The following is an 18,478-nucleotide window of genomic DNA, read 5'->3' on the forward strand; positions in this document are numbered from 1 at the left end:
CGAGATGCACCAGCCCGTCCGCGCCGCCCGCGGCGTCACCCGCACCGCGAAGGGGTGGCCGCAGGAGGCCGCCCTGCGGATGCTGATGAACAATCTCGACCCGGAGGTGGCCGAGCGCCCCGACGACCTGGTGGTCTACGGCGGCACCGGCAAGGCGGCCCGGGACTGGCCGTCGTACCACGCGCTCGTGCGCACGCTCACCGAGCTGCGCGACGACGAGACGATGCTGGTGCAGTCCGGCCGGCCGGTCGGTGTGATGCGGACCCACGAGTGGGCGCCGCGCGTGCTGCTGGCCAACTCCAACCTGGTCGGCGACTGGGCCACCTGGCCGGAGTTCCGCCGCCTGGAGTCGCTGGGCCTGACCATGTACGGGCAGATGACCGCCGGTTCGTGGATCTACATCGGCACCCAGGGCATCCTCCAGGGCACGTACGAGACGTTCGCCGCCGTCGCCGCCAAGCGCTTCGGGGGCACGCTCGCCGGCACGCTGACGCTCACCGCCGGCTGCGGCGGGATGGGCGGGGCGCAGCCGCTCGCCGTCACCATGAACGGCGGCGCCTGCCTGATCGTGGACGTGGACCGGTCGCGGCTGGACCGCCGGGTGCACGACCGCTACCTCGACGAGGTGGCCGACTCGCTGGACGACGCCATCGAGCGGGCGCTCGCGGCCAGGCGGGACCGGCGGGCGCTCAGCGTCGGCGTGGTCGGCAACGCCGCCGCCGTCTTCCCCGAGCTGCTGCGCCGGGGCGTAGCGATCGACATCGTGACCGACCAGACCAGCGCGCACGACCCGCTGTCGTACGTGCCGGAGGGCGTGGACCCGGGCGACGCGCGGGACTACGCGGCGGCCAAGCCGGCCGAGTTCACCGACCGGGCCCGCGCGTCGATGGCGAAGCACGTGGAGGCGATGGTCGGCTTCCTGGACGCGGGCGCGGAGGTCTTCGACTACGGCAACTCGATCCGGGGCGAGGCCAAGCTCGGCGGATACGAGCGGGCGTTCGACTTCCCCGGGTTCGTGCCCGCGTACATCAGGCCGTTGTTCTGCGAGGGCAAGGGCCCGTTCCGCTGGGCCGCGCTCTCCGGCGACCCGAAGGACATCGCCGCCACCGACCGGGCGATCCTCGACCTGTTCCCGGAGAACGAGTCCCTCGCCCGGTGGATCCGGATGGCCGGCGAGCGGGTCGCGTTCCAGGGTCTGCCGGCGCGGATCTGCTGGCTCGGCTACGGCGAGCGGGACCGGGCCGGGGTGCGGTTCAACGAGATGGTCGCGTCCGGCGAGCTGAGCGCGCCGGTGGTGATCGGCCGGGACCACCTGGACTGCGGCAGCGTGGCCAGCCCCTACCGGGAGACCGAGGCGATGGCCGACGGCTCCGACGCGATCGCCGACTGGCCGCTGCTGAACGCGCTGGTGAACACCGCCAGCGGCGCGTCCTGGGTGTCGATCCACCACGGCGGCGGCGTCGGCATCGGCCGGTCCATCCACGCCGGGCAGGTCTGCGTGGCCGACGGCAGCGCCCTCGCGGGGCAGAAGATCGAGCGGGTGCTCACGAACGACCCGGCGATGGGCGTCATCCGGCACGTCGACGCCGGCTACGACGACGCCCGCGCGGTGGCCGAGCGCACCGGCGTCCGCGTCCCGATGGCCGAGTAAGGAAGGGCCCCTTGTTAACGCATTCTGCATGGGAAGGGTCCCTTCCTAACCGGTTCCGGGAGCTGTGGGACGAGATCGCGCCGATCGGGCGCGACGAGGGCAGCGGCGGCTACCTGCGCTACGCGCTGACCGAACCGGAGCTGCGGCTGCGGGAGTGGTTCCACAACCAGGCCGACGCCCGCGGGATGCCGGTTCAGCAGGACGGCAACGGCAACCTGTTCGCCTGGTGGGGCGACCCGGAGGCCGGCGACGCGGTGCTCACCGGCAGCCACTTCGACTCGGTGCCGCACGGCGGCGCGTACGACGGTCCGCTCGGCATCGTCAGCGCGTTCCTCGCCGTGGACGAGCTGCGGGCCGCGGGCATCACCCCGGAACGGCCGGTGGTGGTGGCCGCGTTCGTGGAGGAGGAGGGCGCGCGGTTCGGCGTACCCTGCCTGGGGTCGAGGCTGCTCACCGGCGAGATCGACGTCGACCGCGCGGCCGGGCTGCGCGACCAGGCCGGGACGACCTTCGCGCAGGCGCTCGGCGAGCGGCCGGCGGGCGCCGACCCGGCGCTGCTCGGCCGCTTCGCGGCCTTCGTGGAGCTGCACGTCGAGCAGGGCCGCGCGCTGGTCGACCAGGACGCGCCGGTCGCGGTGGCCTCCGCGATCTGGCCGCACGGCCGGTGGCGGTTCGACTTCACCGGCGAGGGCAACCACGCGGGTACGACAGGGATGGCCGACCGCCGCGATCCCATGCTCACCTACGCGTTCACCGTGCTGGCGGCGAACAAGGAGGCCCGGCTGCGCGACGCGCACGCCACAGTGGGCCGGGTGTCGGTCGAGCCGAACGCCACGAACGCGATCCCATCCCGGGTCACCGGCTGGCTGGACGCGCGGGCGGCCGAGGCGGAGACGCTGTACGGTCTGGTCGAGGCGGTACGCGCCAAGGCCGCCGACCGGGCCGGCCGCGACGGCACCGCGCTGACCTGCACCCAGGAGTCGGCGACCCCGCTCGTCGCGTTCGACCGCGGGCTGGCCGACCGGCTGGTCACGCTGCTCGGCGCGCCGGTGCTGCCCACCGGCGCCGGGCACGACGCGGGGGTGCTGGCGGCGCACCTGCCCACCGCGATGCTGTTCGTGCGCAACCCGACCGGGGTGTCGCACTCCCCCGCCGAGGCGGCCACCGACGCCGACTGCGCCGTCGGGGTGACCGCCCTGGCCCGGGTCCTGGAGGAGCTGGCATGCCGCTGACCCGCTGGCTGGCCGAGTACGCCTGGCTGCCCGACCGCGCCGAGCCCACGCGGGACGTGCTGATCGAGGCGACCGACGGGCGGCTCACCGCTGTCACCCCGCTGACCGGGGACGGTCCGCCGACCGCCGGGGTGGAGGTGCTCGACGACGCGGTACGGCTGCCCGGCCTGACGGTGCCCGGCCTGGCGAACGCGCACTCGCACGCGTTCCACCGCGCGCTGCGCGGGCGCACCCACGACGGGCGCGGCGACTTCTGGTCCTGGCGCAGCCTGATGTACGCGATCGCGACCCGGCTCGACCCGGACACCTACCTGGCGCTGGCCCGCGCCGTGTACGCGGAGATGGCGCTGTCCGGGATCACCTGCGTGGGCGAGTTCCACTATCTGCACCACGGTCCCGGCGGCACCCCGTACGACGACCCGAACGCGATGTCCGCCGCGCTGGTGGAGGCCGCCGCGCACGCCGGGATCCGAATCACGCTGCTGGACACCGCGTACCTGGCCGGGGGCGTGGACGGCGCGCCGCTGACCGGGCCGCAACGCCGGTTCGGTGACGGCGACGCGCTGCGCTGGGCGGCGCGGGTGGACGCGTTCGGGCCGGCCGACGACCACGTCCGGCTCGGCGCGGCCATCCACTCGGTGCGCGCGGTCCCGGCCGAGCAGCTCGCCACCGTGGCCGGCTGGGCCGACCGCAACGGGCTGCCGCTGCACGTGCACCTGTCCGAGCAGCCGGCCGAGAACGACGCCTGCCGGGCCGTGCACGGCTGCACCCCGACGCGGCTGCTGGCCGACCACGGCGTGCTCGGCCCGCACACCACAGCGGTGCACGCCACCCACCCGACCGCCGCCGACGTGGCGCTGCTCGGCGACAGCCGTACCCGGGTCTGCGTCTGCCCCACCACCGAACGCGACCTGGCCGACGGGGTCGGCCCGGTGCGGCGGATGGCCGACGCGGGCAGCCCGCTGAGCCTGGGCAGCGACAGCAACGCCGTGGTGGACCTATTCGAGGAGGCCCGCGCGCTGGAGATGGACGAGCGGCTGCGTACCCGACGGCGGGGGCACTTCACGCCGGTCGAGCTGCTCGGCGCCGCCACCGTCGGCGGCCACGCCGCGCTGGGCTGGGGCGACGCCGGCCGGCTCGCCGTCGGGCAGCGGGCCGACCTGGTCACGGTACGGCTGGACAGCGCCCGCACCGCCGGGGTGCCGCCGGCCGGCGCGTTCTTCGCCGCCACCGCCGCCGACGTGACGAGCGTGATCGTGGACGGGAGGCCGGTGGTGGACGGCGGCCGGCACCTGACCGTGGACGTGCCCACCGAGCTGCGGGACGCGATCGCGGCGGTGACCGCGAAGGAGGACTCGTGACGCGCGGCAGCCTGCTCGTCGACCACATCGGCGAGCTGGTCACGAACGACGGCCGCGACGGCGACCCGCTGGGCATCAGGCGCGACGCCGCGCTGCTGGTCGAGGACGGCCAGGTGGCCTGGATCGGGTCGGCCCGCTACGCGCCCGCCGCCGACCGGCGGATCGACGCCGGTGGCGCGGCGGTACTGCCCGGCTTCGTGGACAGCCACGCCCACCTGGTCTTCGCCGGGGACCGGGCCGCCGAGTTCGCCGCCCGGATGGCCGGCGAGCCCTACACCGGCGGCGGCATCCGCACCACAGTCGGCGCCACCCGCGCGGCCTCCGACGGCGACCTGCGCGCCACTGTGGGCCGGCTACGCGCGGAGATGCTGCGGCAGGGCACCACCACCGTCGAGATCAAGAGCGGGTACGGCCTCACCGTCGCCGACGAGGCCCGCTCGCTGCGCATCGCCGCCGAGTTCACCGAGGACACCACGTTCCTCGGCGCGCACGTGGTCCCCGCCGAGTACGCCGACCGCCCGGACGACTACGTCGGCATGGTCTGCGGGCCGATGCTCGCCGCCGCCGCGCCGTACGCCCGCTGGATCGACGTGTTCTGCGAGCGGGGCGCGTTCGACGCCGACCACGCGCGGGCGATCCTCGCCTGCGGGCAGGCCGCCGGTCTGGGCGTACGGCTGCACGCCAACCAGCTCGGCCCCGGGCCGGGCGTACGGCTCGGCGTTGAGCTGGGCGCGGCCAGCGTCGACCACTGCACCCACCTGACCGACGCCGACGTCGACGCGCTGGCCGGCTCGGAGACGGTCGCCACGCTGCTGCCCGGCGCCGAGTTCTCCACCCGGTCGCCGTACCCGGACGCCCGGCGGCTGCTCGACGCGGGCGTGACAGTCGCGCTCGCCACCGACTGCAACCCCGGCTCGTCGTACACGTCGTCGATGCCGTTCTGTGTCGCGCTCGCCGTACGCGAGATGCGGATGACCCCGGCGGAGGCGGTGTGGGCCGCTACCGCCGGTGGGGCGGCGGCGCTGCGCCGCACCGACGTGGGGCGGCTGACCCCCGGGGCGCGGGCCGACCTGATCATCCTCGACGCCCCGTCCCACCTGCACCTGGCCTACCGGCCGGGGGTGCCACTGATCCGCCAGGTTCTGCACAACGGAGTGCCGCGATGACCACAGTGACCATCCTGTCCACCGGGGTCACCCCCGCCGACGTGCTCGCGGTGGCCCGCGGCACCGCCAAGGTCGTGCTCGACCCGGCCGCCACCGAGGCGATGGCGACCTCCCGGTCCATCGTGGACCGGATCGAGGCGGCCGGGCGGCCGGTGTACGGCGTCTCCACCGGGTTCGGCGCGCTCGCCAACACGTTCGTCGCACCGGAGCGCCGGGCCGAGCTGCAGCACGCGCTGATCCGCTCGCACGCCGCCGGGGTGGGCGCGCCGATGCCGCGCGAGGTGGTACGCGCCATGATGCTGCTGCGGGTCCGCTCGCTGGCGCTCGGCCGCTCCGGCGTACGCCCGCTGGTCGCCGAGGCGCTCGTGGACCTGCTCAACCACGACGTCACCCCGTGGGTGCCGGAGCACGGCTCGCTCGGCGCGTCCGGCGACCTGGCGCCGCTGGCGCACTGCGCGCTGGTGCTGCTCGGTGAGGGCTGGGTGCTCGGCCCGTCCGGGGAGCGCGTCCCGGCCGCCGACGCGCTGCACCAGGTCGGGCTGAAGCCGGTGTCGCTGGCCGCCAAGGAGGGGCTGGCGCTGATCAACGGCACCGACGGCATGCTCGGCATGCTGCTGCTGGCCGTCTCCGACGCCCGGCACCTGTTCGCCATGGCGGACGTGACAGCGGCGCTCGCCATCGAGGCGATGCTCGGCTCGGAGCGGCCCTTCCTGCCCGAGCTGCACGCGATCCGCCCGCATCCCGGCCAGGCCGCCTCGGCGGCGAACATCCACCGGCTGCTGCAGGGCTCGGCGGTGATGGACTCGCACCGCGACGACCTGGCGCACGCGGTGCAGGACGCGTACTCCATGCGCTGTGCCCCGCAGGTCGCCGGCGCGGCCCGGGACACGCTCGACTTCGTCGAGGTGGTCGCGGGCCGGGAACTGCTGTCCGTGGTGGACAACCCGGTGGTGCTGCCGGACGGGCGGGTCGAGTCGACCGGCAACTTCCACGGCGCGCCGCTCGGCTTCGCCGCCGACTACCTGGCCATCGCCGCCGCCGAGGTGGGCGCGATCGCCGAACGCCGGGTGGACCGGCTGCTGGACGTCACCCGCTCCCGGGAGCTGCCCGCGTTCCTGTCCCCCGACGCCGGGGTGAACTCCGGGCTGATGATCGCCCAGTACACCGCCGCCGGGATCGTGGCGGAGAACCGCCGGCTCGCCGCGCCCGCCTCGGTCGACTCGCTGCCCACCAGCGGCATGCAGGAGGACCACGTCTCGATGGGCTGGGCGGCCACCAAGAAGCTGCGCACCGTGCTGGACAACCTGACCAGCCTGCTCGCGGTGGAGCTGCTGGCGGCCGTACGCGGGCTCCAGCTCCGCGCCCCGCTGACGCCGTCACCGGCCGGGCGGGCGGCGCTCGACGTGCTCGGCCGCACGATCGGCGAGCCGGGACCGGACGTGTTCCTCGCGCCGCTGATGGAGGCGGCGCGCGACGTGGTACGCGGCCCGGAGCTGCGCGCGGCGATCGAACGGGAGATCGGCCCGCTGGGCTGATCTCAGGTGGCGGGCGGGAGCACCTTCGCGACCAGCTTGGCCAGCTCCCGCAGCGCCTTGCCGCGGTGGCTGACCGCGTCCTTCTCCTCGGGCGTCAGCTCCGCGTTGGTGCGCTCCTGCCCGTCGCCCAGGAAGATCGGGTCGTAGCCGAAGCCGCCCTCGCCGCGCGGCGCGCGCAGCAGCCGGCCGGACTGGCGGCCGTCGACCAGGTGCTCCTTGCCGCCCGGCAGCACCAGCGCGACGGTGCAGACGAACGCCGCGCCCCGGTGCTCGTCCGGCACGTCGCCGACCTGGTCCAGCACGAGCTGGAGGTTGGCGTGGTCGTCGCCGTGCCGGCCGGACCAGCGGGCGCTGAACACACCCGGCATGCCGTTGAGCGCGTCCACCGCCAGCCCCGAGTCGTCGGCGATCGTCGGCAGGCCGGTACGCCGGCAGCCCTCCCGCGCCTTGATCAGCGCGTTCTCGCCGAACGTGAGGCCGGTCTCCGGCAGCTCCGGGTACTCCTCGACGTCGTCGAGGCCGAGCAGCGCGATCCGGTGCGCGCCGAGCGCGCCGTCCAGGATCCGCTGCAGCTCGACGAGCTTCTTCCGGTTCCGGGTGGCCAGCAGGACCTTGTTCATGACGAGAGCGCCTTCCGCTGCGCGTCGGCCAGTTCCAGGCAGCCCGCCACGCCCAGGTCGAGCAGCGCGTCGAGCTGATCGCGGGCGAAGACACCCGCCTCGCCGGTGCCCTGCACCTCGACGAAGTCGCCGGCGCCGGTGCACACCACGTTCATGTCGACCTCGGCGGTGACGTCCTCGGCGTAGCAGAGGTCGAGCATCGGCTCGCCGCCGATCACCCCGACGCTCACCGCCGCCACCGAACGGTGCATCACCTTCTCCACCTTGCCGGCCAGCGCCTTGCGCTCGGCCAGCCAGGTCACCGCGTCGTGCAGCGCGACGTACGCGCCGGTGATCGCCGCGGTCCGGGTGCCGCCGTCGGCCTGGAGCACGTCGCAGTCGAGCACGATCGAGTTCTCGCCGAGCGCCTTGAGGTCCACGCAGGCACGCAGGCTGCGGCCGATCAGACGGGAGATCTCATGGGTACGCCCGCCGACCTTGCCGCGCACGCTCTCCCGGTCCGAGCGCGTGTTGGTGGCCCGGGGCAGCATCGCGTACTCGGCTGTCACCCAGCCCAGCCCGGAACCCTTGCGCCAGCGCGGCACGCCCTCGGTGACGCTCGCCGTGCAGAGCACCCGGGTCGCGCCGAACTCGACGAGCACCGAACCCTCCGGGTGGGTGCTCCAGCCCCGGGTCAGGGTCACCGGTCGGAGTTGGTCGGGCTCCCGCCCGTCAGGTCGCGCCATGCCTGCACCCTATGCGGTGCGGTGATCGGATCGTCCGCGGGTGTCCGCCGACACGGCCCGGCCGCCGCCGGGGTCACACGTCGTAGCAGGCGCCGGGCCGCACCACGTCCAGCGGCCCGGCGTACGCCCCGGCCGCCGCCTCCACCGTCTGCGACTCGCTGCCCCAGGCCGGTACGAGATGGGTGAGCAGCAGCCGCCCCACGCCCGCCTTGGTGGCCGCCTCGCCCGCCTCCCGGCCGGTCAGGTGCAGATCCGGCGGGTTCTCCACGCCGTCCATGTAGCTCGCCTCGCAGAGGAACACGTCGGCGTCCTGGGCCAGGCGCAGCAACGCCTCGCAGGGCGCGGTGTCGGCGGAGTAGCAGAACACCCGCCCGCCGTGCTCCAACCGCACCCCGTACGTCTCGACCGGGTGGTTCATCCGGTCGACGGTGACGCTGAACGGGCCGATCGGGAACGTGCCCGGCTGGAGACCGTAGAACTGGTAGACGTCCTCCACCGAGCCCTCCTCCTGCCCGTACGCGGCGGCGAGCCGGTCGGGCGCGCCGGAGGGGGCGTACATCGGCAGGGGCGGGTACGGACCGTCCGGCGCGTACCGGCGCACCACCACGTAGGACACCGCGTCGAACATGTGGTCGCAGTGCAGGTGGGTGAGGAGGACCGCGTCGGGGGCGTGCAGCCCGACGTAGCGCTGGAGCGTGGAGAGCGAACCCACGCCGAAGTCGATCAGGAGCCGGAAGCCCTCGGCTTCCATGAGATAGGCCGAGCAGGGCGATTCGGGGCCCGGGAAGCTGCCCGCGCAGCCGAGGACGGTCAGTCTCATCCGGTGGCCTCGATCTCACCATGAGTAGTCGATGCGCCGGCGGCGACGCCGCCGATGATCTCTACCGACGCGCTCGCCACGCTGCGCAGCCTACGCGCCGCCCCGGTCGGGCAAGAATCATCTGCCGGAAGTTGTCATCAACGTGACACCCATACACGTCCGCTCCGGGCAGGCGCGGCGGTCCGGCCGGCGGGGACACCACCGGCCGGACCGCCGCCGGACCGTCAGGCCCAGAGCTGCCCCTCCAGCGACTCCTCGGCGTCGGCGAGCGTGCCGCCGTACGCGCCGGTCGACAGGTATTTCCAGCCGCCGTCGCAGACCACGAACGCCACGTCGGCGCGGCGGCCGTCGCGGACCGCCTCGTGCGCCACCGCGAGCGCGGCGTGCAGGATGGCGCCGGTGGAGAACCCGGCGAAGATGCCCTCCACCTCGACGAGCTGCCGGGTCCGCAGCACGGCGTCCCGGGTGCCCACGGAGAAGCGGCGGGACAGCACACCCGCGTCGTACAGCTCGGGCACGTAGCCCTCGTCGATGTTGCGCAGACCGTAGACCAGCTCGCCGTACCGCGGCTCGGCCGCCACGATCTGGATCCCGTCGACCTTCTCCCGCAGGAAGCGGCCGGTGCCCATGAGCGTGCCGGTGGTGCCCAGCCCGGCCACGAAGTGGGTGATGCCCGGCAGGTCCTGCAGCAGCTCCGGTCCGGTCGTCTCGTAGTGCGCCCGGGCGTTCGCCTCGTTGCCGTACTGGTAGAGCATCACCCAGTCCGGGTGCTCGGCGGAGATCTGCTTCGCGGTCGCGACGGCCTGGTTCGAACCACCGGCGGCCGGCGAGAAGATGATCTCCGCGCCGTACATCCGGAGCAGCTGCACCCGCTCGGTGGAGACGTTCTCCGGCATCACGCAGACCAGCCGGTAGCCCCGCAGCTTCGCCACCATGGCCAGCGAGATGCCGGTGTTGCCGCTGGTCGGCTCCAGGATCGTGTCACCGGGACGGAGCCGGCCGGCCTCCTCGGCCGCGCGCACCATGTACAGCGCCGCGCGGTCCTTGATGCTGCCGGTCGGGTTCCGGTCCTCCAGCTTGGCCCAGAGCCGCACCGGCGGCGCCCCAGCGGGAACCGTCGGCGAGAGCCGGGGCAACCCGACCAGCGGGGTGCCACCGCACGCGTCGAGCAGGCTGTCGTACCGCGCCATCGCGGGCCCCCTCAGCGGGCGGCGCGCGTGGAGACCGCGTGCGAGGCGATCGCCGCGGCGGCCGCGAAGCCGAACGCGCCACCGGCCACGGCCGGCAGGATGGTCACGCTGTCGCCGTCGTTGAGCTTGGCGTCGAGCGCGCCCAGGAAACGGACGTCCTCGTCGTTGACGTAGACGTTGACGAACCGGTGCAGCACGCCCGCGTCGGTGACCAGGCGGGCCTTCAGGCCGCCGTGCCGCGAATCCAGGTCGGCGATCAGGTCGGCGAGCGTGTCGCCGCTGCCCTCGACGACCTTCGCGCCGCCGGTGTAGCTGCGCAGGATGGTGGGGATGCGAACCTCGATGGCCATGATGTCTCGTGCTCCTCGTTCGGGATGGTGCCAGGTGACGGGAAAAGGAAGGTGCCGGCGCTGAAGGTCAGCGGTCGGAACACTCGTAGTCGACCGTCGCCGGGCTCTGCCCGAACATGTAGGACTGGACGGCGTTCGGGTCCACGGCGGCATCCACGATCTTCACCGGTTCCTCGGTGATCACGCCGTCGACGATCCGGAAGGAGCGGATCTCCTCGGTGTCGGGCTCGCGGGTCGAGACGAGCAGGTAGTGCGCGCCCGGCTCGCCGGCGAAGGAGACGTCCGTGCGGGACGGGTAGGCCTCGGTCGCGGTGTGCGAGTGGTAGATCACCACCGGCTCCTCGTCGCGGTCGTCCATCTCCCGCCACACCCGCAACTGCTCCATCGAGTCGAACTCGTAGAAGGTCATGGAGCGGGCCGCGTTGTCCATCGGGATGTGCCGGGTCGGGGTGTCGCTGCCGACGGGGCCGGCGACCACGCCGCACGCCTCGTCCGGGTGGTCCCGACGCGCGTGGGCGACGATCGCGTCGATGATCGACCGGTCGATGCTCAGCACGCCACCAGCCTAGCCCCTGGCCGGGCCGGGCGGCGAGGTGGCAACCGTCACCACTCAGTCGATGAGCGCGTTGAGCAGGGACTCCTGCAGATAACCGAGGTAGGCGTAGACCGACAGTTGGAACACCCGGGACGAACCGGGGTCCTCGGCGACCGCGTCGTCGAGCTCCTCACCCAGGTCGGTGCCGTCCTTGATCTCCAGGCGTACGCCCATCGCCAGCCGGGCGTCGTTGAGCGCGCGCAGCCACGCCTCGGCCGCCTCCGCGTCGAGTCGCACCTCGCCGCCGGAGTCGCCGTCGGGCAGGGCGGCGAGGATCGCGCCCGCCTGGTCGATCTTCCCGGTCTTCAGATCGCCCTCGGTGTAGCGGCGGAACTCGGCGGTGCCGGCGTCGTCGTCCGGGTAGACGTCGGGGAAGAGCCGGCCGACCACCGGGTCACCGTGGTCGAAGCCGTCGGTCAGCAGCCCGACCACCTCGGCGGCGACCTTGCGCAGCACCCGGACCTCGTCGACGGCGAACGTCGCCACGTAGTGGTCGCCCCGGCGGCGGAACATGCTCATGACCTCTCCACCGTCGCCCAGAGACCGTACGCGTGCAGCTGCGCCGCGTCGTGCTCCATCCGTTCCCGGGCGCCGGTGGACACCACGGCCTTGCCCTTGTGGTGCACGTCCAGCATGAGCCGCTCCGCCTTCTCCCGGCTGTATCCGAAGAGCTTCTGGAACACCCAGGTCACATACGTCATCAGGTTGACCGGATCGTCCCAGACGATGGTCACCCACGGCCGGTCGGAGACCGGCACCTCTTCGGTGTCCGGCGTCTCGACCGGCGCAACCTGTGGAGCCGCCATGCCCCCCATCGTGCCACCGGATCCGGGGAACCGATGAACCGGAACGCCGCGGCGGCCGTCGTCACCCGCCCGGGCCGCGTACGCGAGCCCGGGTCGCGGTGTGCCCGCGCCGTGGTCAGGCAAGCAGGATGCCGTGGTCGACAGCATCGGCGAGCACCCCGGTCAGCGAGAGACGGATCACCTCGAAGCGGCGGGACACCTCGCGGGACAGTTCGAGTTCGACCTCGCGCAGCGCGCGCTGGGCCCAGGACCGGGCGGCGTTCGGGTCGTTGTTGTCGGTCGCCCGCCAGTGCTGCCAGCAGCCGCCGTTGAGGGCGACGCCCACGGGCGGGAGCATCTCGTCCCGCTGCCCGCCGGGCAGCCCGGCCAGGGCGTCGAGAGCGCCTTCGCCGGTCAGCGCGGCGACCCCGGCCGTGCTGGTGACCAGGAGGACCCGGTCCAGCTCCCGGCCGTCCGGATGGTCGGCCAGGCTACAGCGCACCGCGTGCGCGATCCGCCCGCGTACGCCCTCTGCCAGCGGCGCGCCGAAGACCCGGGCGGCGGCGGCGTCGACGAGACCGCGGACGGCCTCGTCGCACTGCGCGGTGGCGAGCAGCGACAGCGCCTCCAGTTCGCGGTCGAGCATCTGCGGCAGGCCGGCGCAGCCGACCCCGAAGACGATCTCCTGCACCACCCGCAGGTGGATGTTCGCCAACTCCAGGGCGAGGTGCTGACGGATCCGGCGGGCGCAGGCTCGTGACCCCCTGTCGATCCGGTCGGCCAGCTCGCCGGGCTCGACGCCGGCCAGCACCGGCACCCGGCCGTGCGCGCCGGGCGGCACCGGCGGACTTGCGCTGCCGCGGCGCAGTCCCTCGTCGGCGGCCCAGCCGACCAGGGCACGCCGCAGGTGCGGCAGCTCGGCCCGGCGGGCCGGGAACCACCGGGCCGGGGTGAGCGCCGGCACCGCGGCCAGCAGCGCCGCGCGGTGCGCCTCGATGGAGACCGACACCGGGTCGAGCCGGCGGGCGGACGGACCGGTGGCCTCCGCCGCCGGGCCGTCGGCCGACGCGGTCCAGCCGGTCGTGCCGGGGGTGACCGCGAAGAACACCTCGACCCGGGCGCGCGCCATCTCGGCGAGCAGGTGCAGCTCGGCCGCGCTGAACGCCTGGTCGGCGGAGATCACGAAGAGCAGCGCGCCGGCCCGGCCGACGGCGTCGCGCAGCACCCGGCCGCCGGCCACGCCGAGCGTGCCGGTGTCCGGCGTGTCGACCACGGCGAAGTGCCGCAGCAGCGGGTCGGGCAGGCTCAGCTCGACCCGGCGTGGCGGCCGGGCCAGCGCCGGGCCGGTCGCCATCGGGTCGGCGCCGTAGGCGTGCGGCTGGCGGTAGCCCGGGACGTACGCGGCGCGGGTCGCCTTCTCGGCGGCGTGCTGGACCAGCAGGTTGCTTCCCACGGGCACGGCGAGCGTCGCGGAGTCGATCCCGAGCAGGCCGGCGATCACCTCGCGCCGGCCGGCGCCGGCCGGGCCGGCGACGACCACGGCCATCGGATCGTCCGGTCCGGGCGTGGCCGCCCCGAGCCGGGTCGGCAGCGGGGCGCACCCGGGCGGGCCGGCCTGACGGCGCGGGTCGGGCACGTCGACCGAGGGGAGTGGACCCGGCGTCATCAGGTGGCCTCCCGGTCAGGCGACCGGGGTGCCGGTCGCGGCTTTTCCCTGGTTGCAGGGGCTGTCGGAAGAGTACGGCTGTCGGCCATCCGACAACGAACACCTCCGATACTCATGGGTAACGGCCAGATTACTCAACTTCACTGCGTAACGGCCCGCACGCGGACGGAACACGGTCGATATGCTGCTCCGATGAGTAGGTGGGAGTTCGTCGGCCGTAGGGATGAACTCAACCGTCTGTTGTCGACGATCGGCCGACCCGGAGGGCGCGGGTTGCTCTTCAGCGGCGACGCCGGGGTCGGCAAGAGCCGGCTGCTGCGCGAGGGCGTCTCCGAGCTCTCCCCCGAGCGGTACGCGATCTGGTCCATCGCGGCCAGCGCCACCACCGCCGCGCTCCCCTTCGGCGGGCTCGTCCAGGTGCTGCCCGCCACCCAGCCGCAGGGGCTCTCCCCCGCCGGAATCCTGCGCTGGGCCGTCGACGTGCTGCAGGAACAGGCCGCCGGCCGGCCCATCGTCCTCGCCATCGACGACGCGCACCTGCTCGACCCACCCTCGGCCGCGCTGGTGCACCTGGTCGCCCGCTCCGAGAACGCCACAGTCATCGGGACGCTGCGCAACGGCGAGCAGATCCCGCTGCCGATCCGCGCGCTCTGGACCGACGACCTGGTCGAACTGGTCGAACTGGGCCCGCTCGGCCGCAGCGAGACCACCGGTCTGCTCGCCGCCATCCTGGGTGGACCGGTCGACGCCGGCTCCTCCGACCGGCTCTTCCAGCTCTGCGCCGGCAACCCGCTGCTGCTGCGCGAGCTGGTCCTGGCCGCCGACGACGAGCTGCGCCGCACGTACGGGATCTGGACCTGGACCGGGCGGCTGGAGCTGGCGCCCAGCCTCACGGACCTGATCGACACCCGGATCGGGCAGCTCACCCCCGGCGTCCGGGCGGTGGTCGAGCTGGTCGCCTTCGGCGAGCCGCTGGGCCTGCAACTGCTGGAACGGGCGGTCGACCCGGCGGACGTGGAGACGGCCGAGGAGCGCGGGCTCATCACCCTGATCCACGACGACCGGCGGCTCAACGTCCGCCTGGCGCACCCGCTCTACGGCGAGGTGATGCGCCGGCACTGCCCGGTCAGCCGCACCCGCCGGCTCCAGGCCACCCTCGCCGGGCTGCTGGAGCAGGTCGGCACGCGCCGCCGCGACGACCTGCTGCGGGTCGCGGTGTGGCGGCTCGACTCGGGCACGGCGCAGGACGTCGCCCTGCTGCTCGACGCGGCGGTCCAGGCGTTCGGCCGGTACGACGTGCCGCTGGCCACCCGGCTGGCCCGCGCCGCGCTGGAGGCCGGCGGCGGTACCGACGCGGCCGAGCTGCTGGCCACCATCCTGATGTTCGGCGACCGGCCGGACGAGGCGATCAGCGTGCTCGACCAGGTCGCCGGGGAGATCCACGACGACCGCCGGCGCAGCCGGTGGCTGACGGTCCGGGGCATGGTCAGCTACTGGGGACTCAACCGGGAGTCCACGGTGGAGGAGATCGCCGCGCGCGGCGAGGAGCTGCGCGACCCCGCCGACCGGACTCGCGTACGCGCGTTCGAGGCCATCATGCGACTGCACCGGCTCGACGTCGACGTCGCGGTACGGCTGGCCCAGGAGGTGCTCGACCGCCCGGCCGCCCCGATGGCCGCCCGGGAGCTGGCCCGCTGCACGCTGGCCCACCTCCAGGCCGCGCAGGGGCAGTATCAGCGCAGCGCCACCGCGATCGCCCGGGTCCAGGCCGAGGCGGCGTGCTGGCGGGCCGACATGCCCTACCTCCAGCTCGCCATGGAGCTGGCCCGGGGCACCCGGCTGACGCTCTCCGGCGACCTGCCCGGCATCGACGCGATAGTCGCCGACGAGTTCGCCGACCTGGCCGGGGCCGGTGACTTCCGGCTCGGCACCGGCTACCTGGCCATCCTCCAGGCGTACGCGGCGCGGCTGCGCGGGCGCGGCGACGAGGCGCTGCGGACCAGCCTGGAGGCGTGCGCGGTGCTCGCCACCAGCCGCGTGTACGCCGGGCTGGCGCACGCCGAGCGCGCCCAGGCCGCCGCGCTGCGCGGGGACGTGACGCACGCGGCCGACGCGATGGCCGAGGCGGACCGGACGCACGCCCCCGGCATGGCCGTGCTCTATCCCTGGCTGGAGCAGGCCCGGGGCGCGGTCCAGGCCGCGACGGGTGACCTGCCGGCGGCCACCAAGCACCTGTGCGCGCTCGCCGACCGGCTGCGCGAGGACGGCCTGGCCGGGCACGAGCTGCTCGTCCTGCTCGACCTGGTCCGGTTCGACCAGGCCGCCGCGCCGGTCGGCCCGACCTGCACCGACGGCGGCCGGCGCACCGTGGCGCAACGCCTGGCCGAGCTCTCCGAGCGGGTCGACGGCGTGCTGCCGCCGCTCGTCGCCCGGTTCGGCCGGGCCGCCGCCGACGGCGCCCCGGACGCCCTGCTGGCCGTCGCCGACGGTTTCGCCGACCGCGAGCTGACCGTGTACGCCGCCGAGGCGACCGCCATGGCGCTGCACCGGACGCGGAACGCCCGCGCCGGCGCCACCGGGCCGGTCCGGGAACGCCTCGCCGACCTGCTGCGCCGCTGCGACGAGATCTCCACCCCGGCGCTGCGGCGGCTCCGCCCGACGCTCAGCGACCGGGAGTGGGAGGTCGCCCGCCTGGCCGCCGACGGGGTGACCAGCCGGGCCATCGCGGAGCGGCTGTTCCTGTCCACGCGAACGGTGGAGAACCACCTCCAGCGCGTCTACAGCAAGCTCGGCGTCGCCGGGCGCGGCGAGTTGCGGGCCGCGCTGCGGTCGATGCCGGGGCACGACGGCACGGAGCCGGACTGAACTCTAGGCTGGAGCGGTGAGCACCCTTCGCCCCGCGCTGCTGACCGACCACTACGAGCTGACCATGGTCAGCGCCGCGCTGCGTGACGGCACGGCCGACCGAAGCTGCGTCTTCGAGGTGTTCAGCCGGCGGCTGCCGGCCGGGCGCCGGTACGGGGTGGTCGCCGGCACCGGCCGGTTGATCGAGATGATCCGCGACTTCCGGTTCGACCCGGCCGAGATCGACTTCCTGCGCCGTACCGGTGTGGTGGACGACCGGGCCGCGCAGTGGCTGGCCGACTACCGCTTCACCGGCGACATCGACGGCTACGCCGAGGGCGAGCTGTTCTTCCCCGGCTCCCCGATCCTCACCGTGTCCGGCACGTTCGCCGAGTGCGTGGTGCTGGAGACGCTCGTGCTGTCGGTGCTCAACCACGACTGCGCGGTCGCCGCCGCCGCGGCCCGGATGGTCACCGCCGCACGGGGGCGGGCGCTGATCGAGATGGGCTCCCGCCGCGCGCACGAGGAGGCCGCCGTCGCCGCGGCGCGGGCCGCGTACCTGGCCGGGTTCCGGTTCACCTCCAACCTGGCCGCCGGGCAGCGCTACGGCATCCCCACCGCGGGCACCGCCGCGCACGCCTTCACGCTGCTGCACGACGACGAGCGGGCCGCGTTCGCGTCCCAGGTCGCCACGCTGGGCAAGGACACCACGCTGCTGGTCGACACGTACGACATCGCCCAGGGCATCCGCAACGCGATCGCGGTGGCCGGGCCGGAGCTGCGGGCGGTCCGGATCGACTCCGGCGACCTCGCGGTGATCGCCCAGCAGTCCCGCGAGCTGCTCGACTCGCTCGGCGCCACCGAGACGAAGATCATCGTCTCCGGTGACCTCGACGAGTACGCGATCGCCGCGCTCGCCGCCGAACCGGTGGACATGTACGGCGCCGGCACCGCCGTGGTGACCGGCTCCGGCGCGCCCACCGCCGGACTGGTCTACAAGCTGGTCGAGGTGGAGGGACGGCCGGTGGTCAAACGCTCCGAGCACAAGGCCACCATCGGCGGCCGGAAGGTCGCGGTCCGCCGGCACAAGCCGACCGGGACCGCCACCGAGGAGGTCATCGTCCCGCAGGGCGTGCCGGACCGGCAGCCCAACGACCGGTTGCTCCAGCGCTCGTACGTGGTGTCGGGCGAGCCGGAGACACTGCCCACGCTGGAGGAGTCGCGGGACCACCTGCGCCAGTGCCTGATCTCCATCCCGTGGGAGGGGCTCAAGCTCTCCGCCGGCGACCCGGCCGTCCCCGTCACCGTCGTACCCGCGAGCTGAGGAGGAACCCGATGGCGAACGCCCTGATCATCGTGGACGTGCAGAACGACTTCTGCGAGGGCGGCTCCCTCGCGGTCGGCGGCGGGGCGGGAGTGGCCGCCGGGATCTCCCGGCTGCTCGCCGCCGAGCCGGACCGGTGGGACCACGTGGTCGCGACGAAGGACTACCACATCGACCCGGGCGCGCACTTCGGCGACCCGCCGGACTACGTCGACTCCTGGCCCCGGCACTGCGTGGTCGGCACCTCCGGCTCCGAGTTCCACCCCGAGCTGGCGACCGACCGGGTGGAGGCGATCTTCCACAAGGGCGAGCACGCGGCCGCGTACTCCGGTTTCGAAGGCCATGCGCCCGACGGCGAGTGCCTGGCCGACTGGCTGCGCCGGCACGACGTGGACCGGGTCGACGTGGTCGGCATCGCCACCGACCACTGCGTGCGCGCGACCGCGCTGGACGCCGCCCGGGAGGGTTTCCGGACCACTGTGCTGCTCGACCTGACCGCCGCCGTCGCGCCGGACACGCTCGACGTGGCGCTGCGGGCCCTCGACGGCGCCGGGGTGACCACGGTGGGCGAGCCTGTGATCGCCACCGCTTGACCCGGTAATCGCTTGCGGGTG

17 protein-coding genes are annotated in these 18,478 nt (G+C 74.2%); 8 read left to right on the forward strand and 9 right to left on the reverse strand.

The genetic code is table 11. The features are described from left to right. Positions 1 to 4 precede the first annotated feature (4 nt). Genes hutU through hutH form a run of 5 tightly spaced genes read left to right on the forward strand, consistent with a single transcriptional unit; the run spans position 5 to position 6,945 of the window. The gene (gene hutU / locus DQE82_RS02485) at positions 5 to 1,651 is read left to right on the forward strand and encodes a urocanate hydratase (RefSeq protein ID WP_113971895.1); all 1,647 of its coding nucleotides are present in this window, start codon (positions 5 to 7) and stop codon (positions 1,649 to 1,651) included. 11 nt (positions 1,652 to 1,662) lie between these two features. Then, positions 1,663 to 2,883: an allantoate amidohydrolase gene (locus tag DQE82_RS02490; RefSeq protein ID WP_113971896.1), complete on the forward strand. Its 1,221-nt coding sequence runs from the start codon at positions 1,663 to 1,665 to the stop codon at positions 2,881 to 2,883. Continuing rightward, the gene (locus tag DQE82_RS02495; protein WP_199495957.1) at positions 2,880 to 4,244 is read left to right on the forward strand and encodes a formimidoylglutamate deiminase; all 1,365 of its coding nucleotides are present in this window, start codon (positions 2,880 to 2,882) and stop codon (positions 4,242 to 4,244) included. The genes DQE82_RS02490 and DQE82_RS02495 overlap by 4 nt, the downstream gene beginning before the upstream one ends. Next, a complete protein-coding gene (gene hutI, locus DQE82_RS02500) occupies positions 4,241 to 5,410 on the forward strand; it encodes an imidazolonepropionase (RefSeq protein ID WP_064446923.1) in 1,170 nt (389 codons plus the stop codon). The genes DQE82_RS02495 and hutI overlap by 4 nt, the downstream gene beginning before the upstream one ends. After that, entirely contained in the window at positions 5,407 to 6,945 is a 1,539-nt protein-coding gene (gene hutH, locus DQE82_RS02505; RefSeq protein ID WP_069087525.1) for a histidine ammonia-lyase, read from the forward strand. Before hutI ends, hutH begins: the two co-directional genes overlap by 4 nt. A 2-nt stretch (positions 6,946 to 6,947) precedes the next feature. Here hutH and rdgB read toward each other — a convergent pair whose 3' ends face one another. The 9 genes from rdgB to DQE82_RS02550 all read right to left on the reverse strand — a co-directional run bounded on the left by rdgB (position 6,948) and on the right by DQE82_RS02550 (position 13,696). Beyond that, complete coding sequence (rdgB, locus tag DQE82_RS02510; protein ID WP_043326198.1) at positions 6,948 to 7,565, reverse strand: RdgB/HAM1 family non-canonical purine NTP pyrophosphatase; 618 nt, start codon at positions 7,563 to 7,565, stop codon at positions 6,948 to 6,950. Beyond that, entirely contained in the window at positions 7,562 to 8,290 is a 729-nt protein-coding gene (rph, locus tag DQE82_RS02515; protein ID WP_043326200.1) for a ribonuclease PH, read from the reverse strand. Before rph ends, rdgB begins: the two co-directional genes overlap by 4 nt. Positions 8,291 to 8,363: 73 nt before the next feature. Beyond that, positions 8,364 to 9,110, reverse strand: coding sequence for an MBL fold metallo-hydrolase (locus tag DQE82_RS02520; RefSeq protein WP_043326202.1), 747 nt, complete (start codon positions 9,108 to 9,110; stop codon positions 8,364 to 8,366). Between the two features lie 224 nt (positions 9,111 to 9,334). Beyond that, complete coding sequence (locus DQE82_RS02525; RefSeq protein ID WP_043326204.1) at positions 9,335 to 10,300, reverse strand: PLP-dependent cysteine synthase family protein; 966 nt, start codon at positions 10,298 to 10,300, stop codon at positions 9,335 to 9,337. A gap of 11 nt (positions 10,301 to 10,311) precedes the next feature. Next, a complete protein-coding gene (locus DQE82_RS02530) occupies positions 10,312 to 10,650 on the reverse strand; it encodes a MoaD family protein (RefSeq protein ID WP_030501846.1) in 339 nt (112 codons plus the stop codon). A 67-nt stretch (positions 10,651 to 10,717) separates the two neighbouring features. Continuing rightward, positions 10,718 to 11,206 (reverse strand): Mov34/MPN/PAD-1 family protein, encoded by a 489-nt coding sequence (locus DQE82_RS02535; RefSeq protein ID WP_030501847.1) that lies wholly within the window; start codon positions 11,204 to 11,206, stop codon positions 10,718 to 10,720. 54 nt (positions 11,207 to 11,260) lie between these two features. Continuing rightward, entirely contained in the window at positions 11,261 to 11,764 is a 504-nt protein-coding gene (locus DQE82_RS02540) for a DUF2017 domain-containing protein (RefSeq protein WP_030501848.1), read from the reverse strand. Continuing rightward, positions 11,761 to 12,051 (reverse strand): ATP-dependent Clp protease adapter ClpS, encoded by a 291-nt coding sequence (clpS, locus tag DQE82_RS02545; RefSeq protein ID WP_030501849.1) that lies wholly within the window; start codon positions 12,049 to 12,051, stop codon positions 11,761 to 11,763. Before clpS ends, DQE82_RS02540 begins: the two co-directional genes overlap by 4 nt. Before the next feature lie 115 nt (positions 12,052 to 12,166). Then, on the reverse strand, positions 12,167 to 13,696 hold the full coding sequence (locus tag DQE82_RS02550) for a hypothetical protein (RefSeq protein ID WP_113971898.1): 1,530 nt from the start codon (positions 13,694 to 13,696) through the stop codon (positions 12,167 to 12,169). 192 nt (positions 13,697 to 13,888) lie between these two features. Between DQE82_RS02550 and DQE82_RS02555 the strand changes: the two genes are divergently transcribed. From DQE82_RS02555 to DQE82_RS02565, 3 genes are read left to right on the forward strand one after another with little or no spacing between them, the layout of a single operon-like run. Next, a complete protein-coding gene (locus tag DQE82_RS02555) occupies positions 13,889 to 16,561 on the forward strand; it encodes a LuxR C-terminal-related transcriptional regulator (protein ID WP_113971899.1) in 2,673 nt (890 codons plus the stop codon). Positions 16,562 to 16,577: 16 nt separating this feature from the next. Beyond that, entirely contained in the window at positions 16,578 to 17,864 is a 1,287-nt protein-coding gene (locus DQE82_RS02560) for a nicotinate phosphoribosyltransferase (RefSeq protein WP_043326210.1), read from the forward strand. Between the two features lie 11 nt (positions 17,865 to 17,875). Then, the gene (locus tag DQE82_RS02565) at positions 17,876 to 18,457 is read left to right on the forward strand and encodes an isochorismatase family protein (RefSeq protein ID WP_113971900.1); all 582 of its coding nucleotides are present in this window, start codon (positions 17,876 to 17,878) and stop codon (positions 18,455 to 18,457) included. The last annotated feature ends 21 nt before the right edge of the window (positions 18,458 to 18,478 follow it).

It is taken from the genome of Micromonospora sp. LHW51205 (genome assembly GCF_003315815.1).
GTDB lineage: Bacteria > Actinomycetota > Actinomycetes > Mycobacteriales > Micromonosporaceae > Micromonospora > Micromonospora chalcea.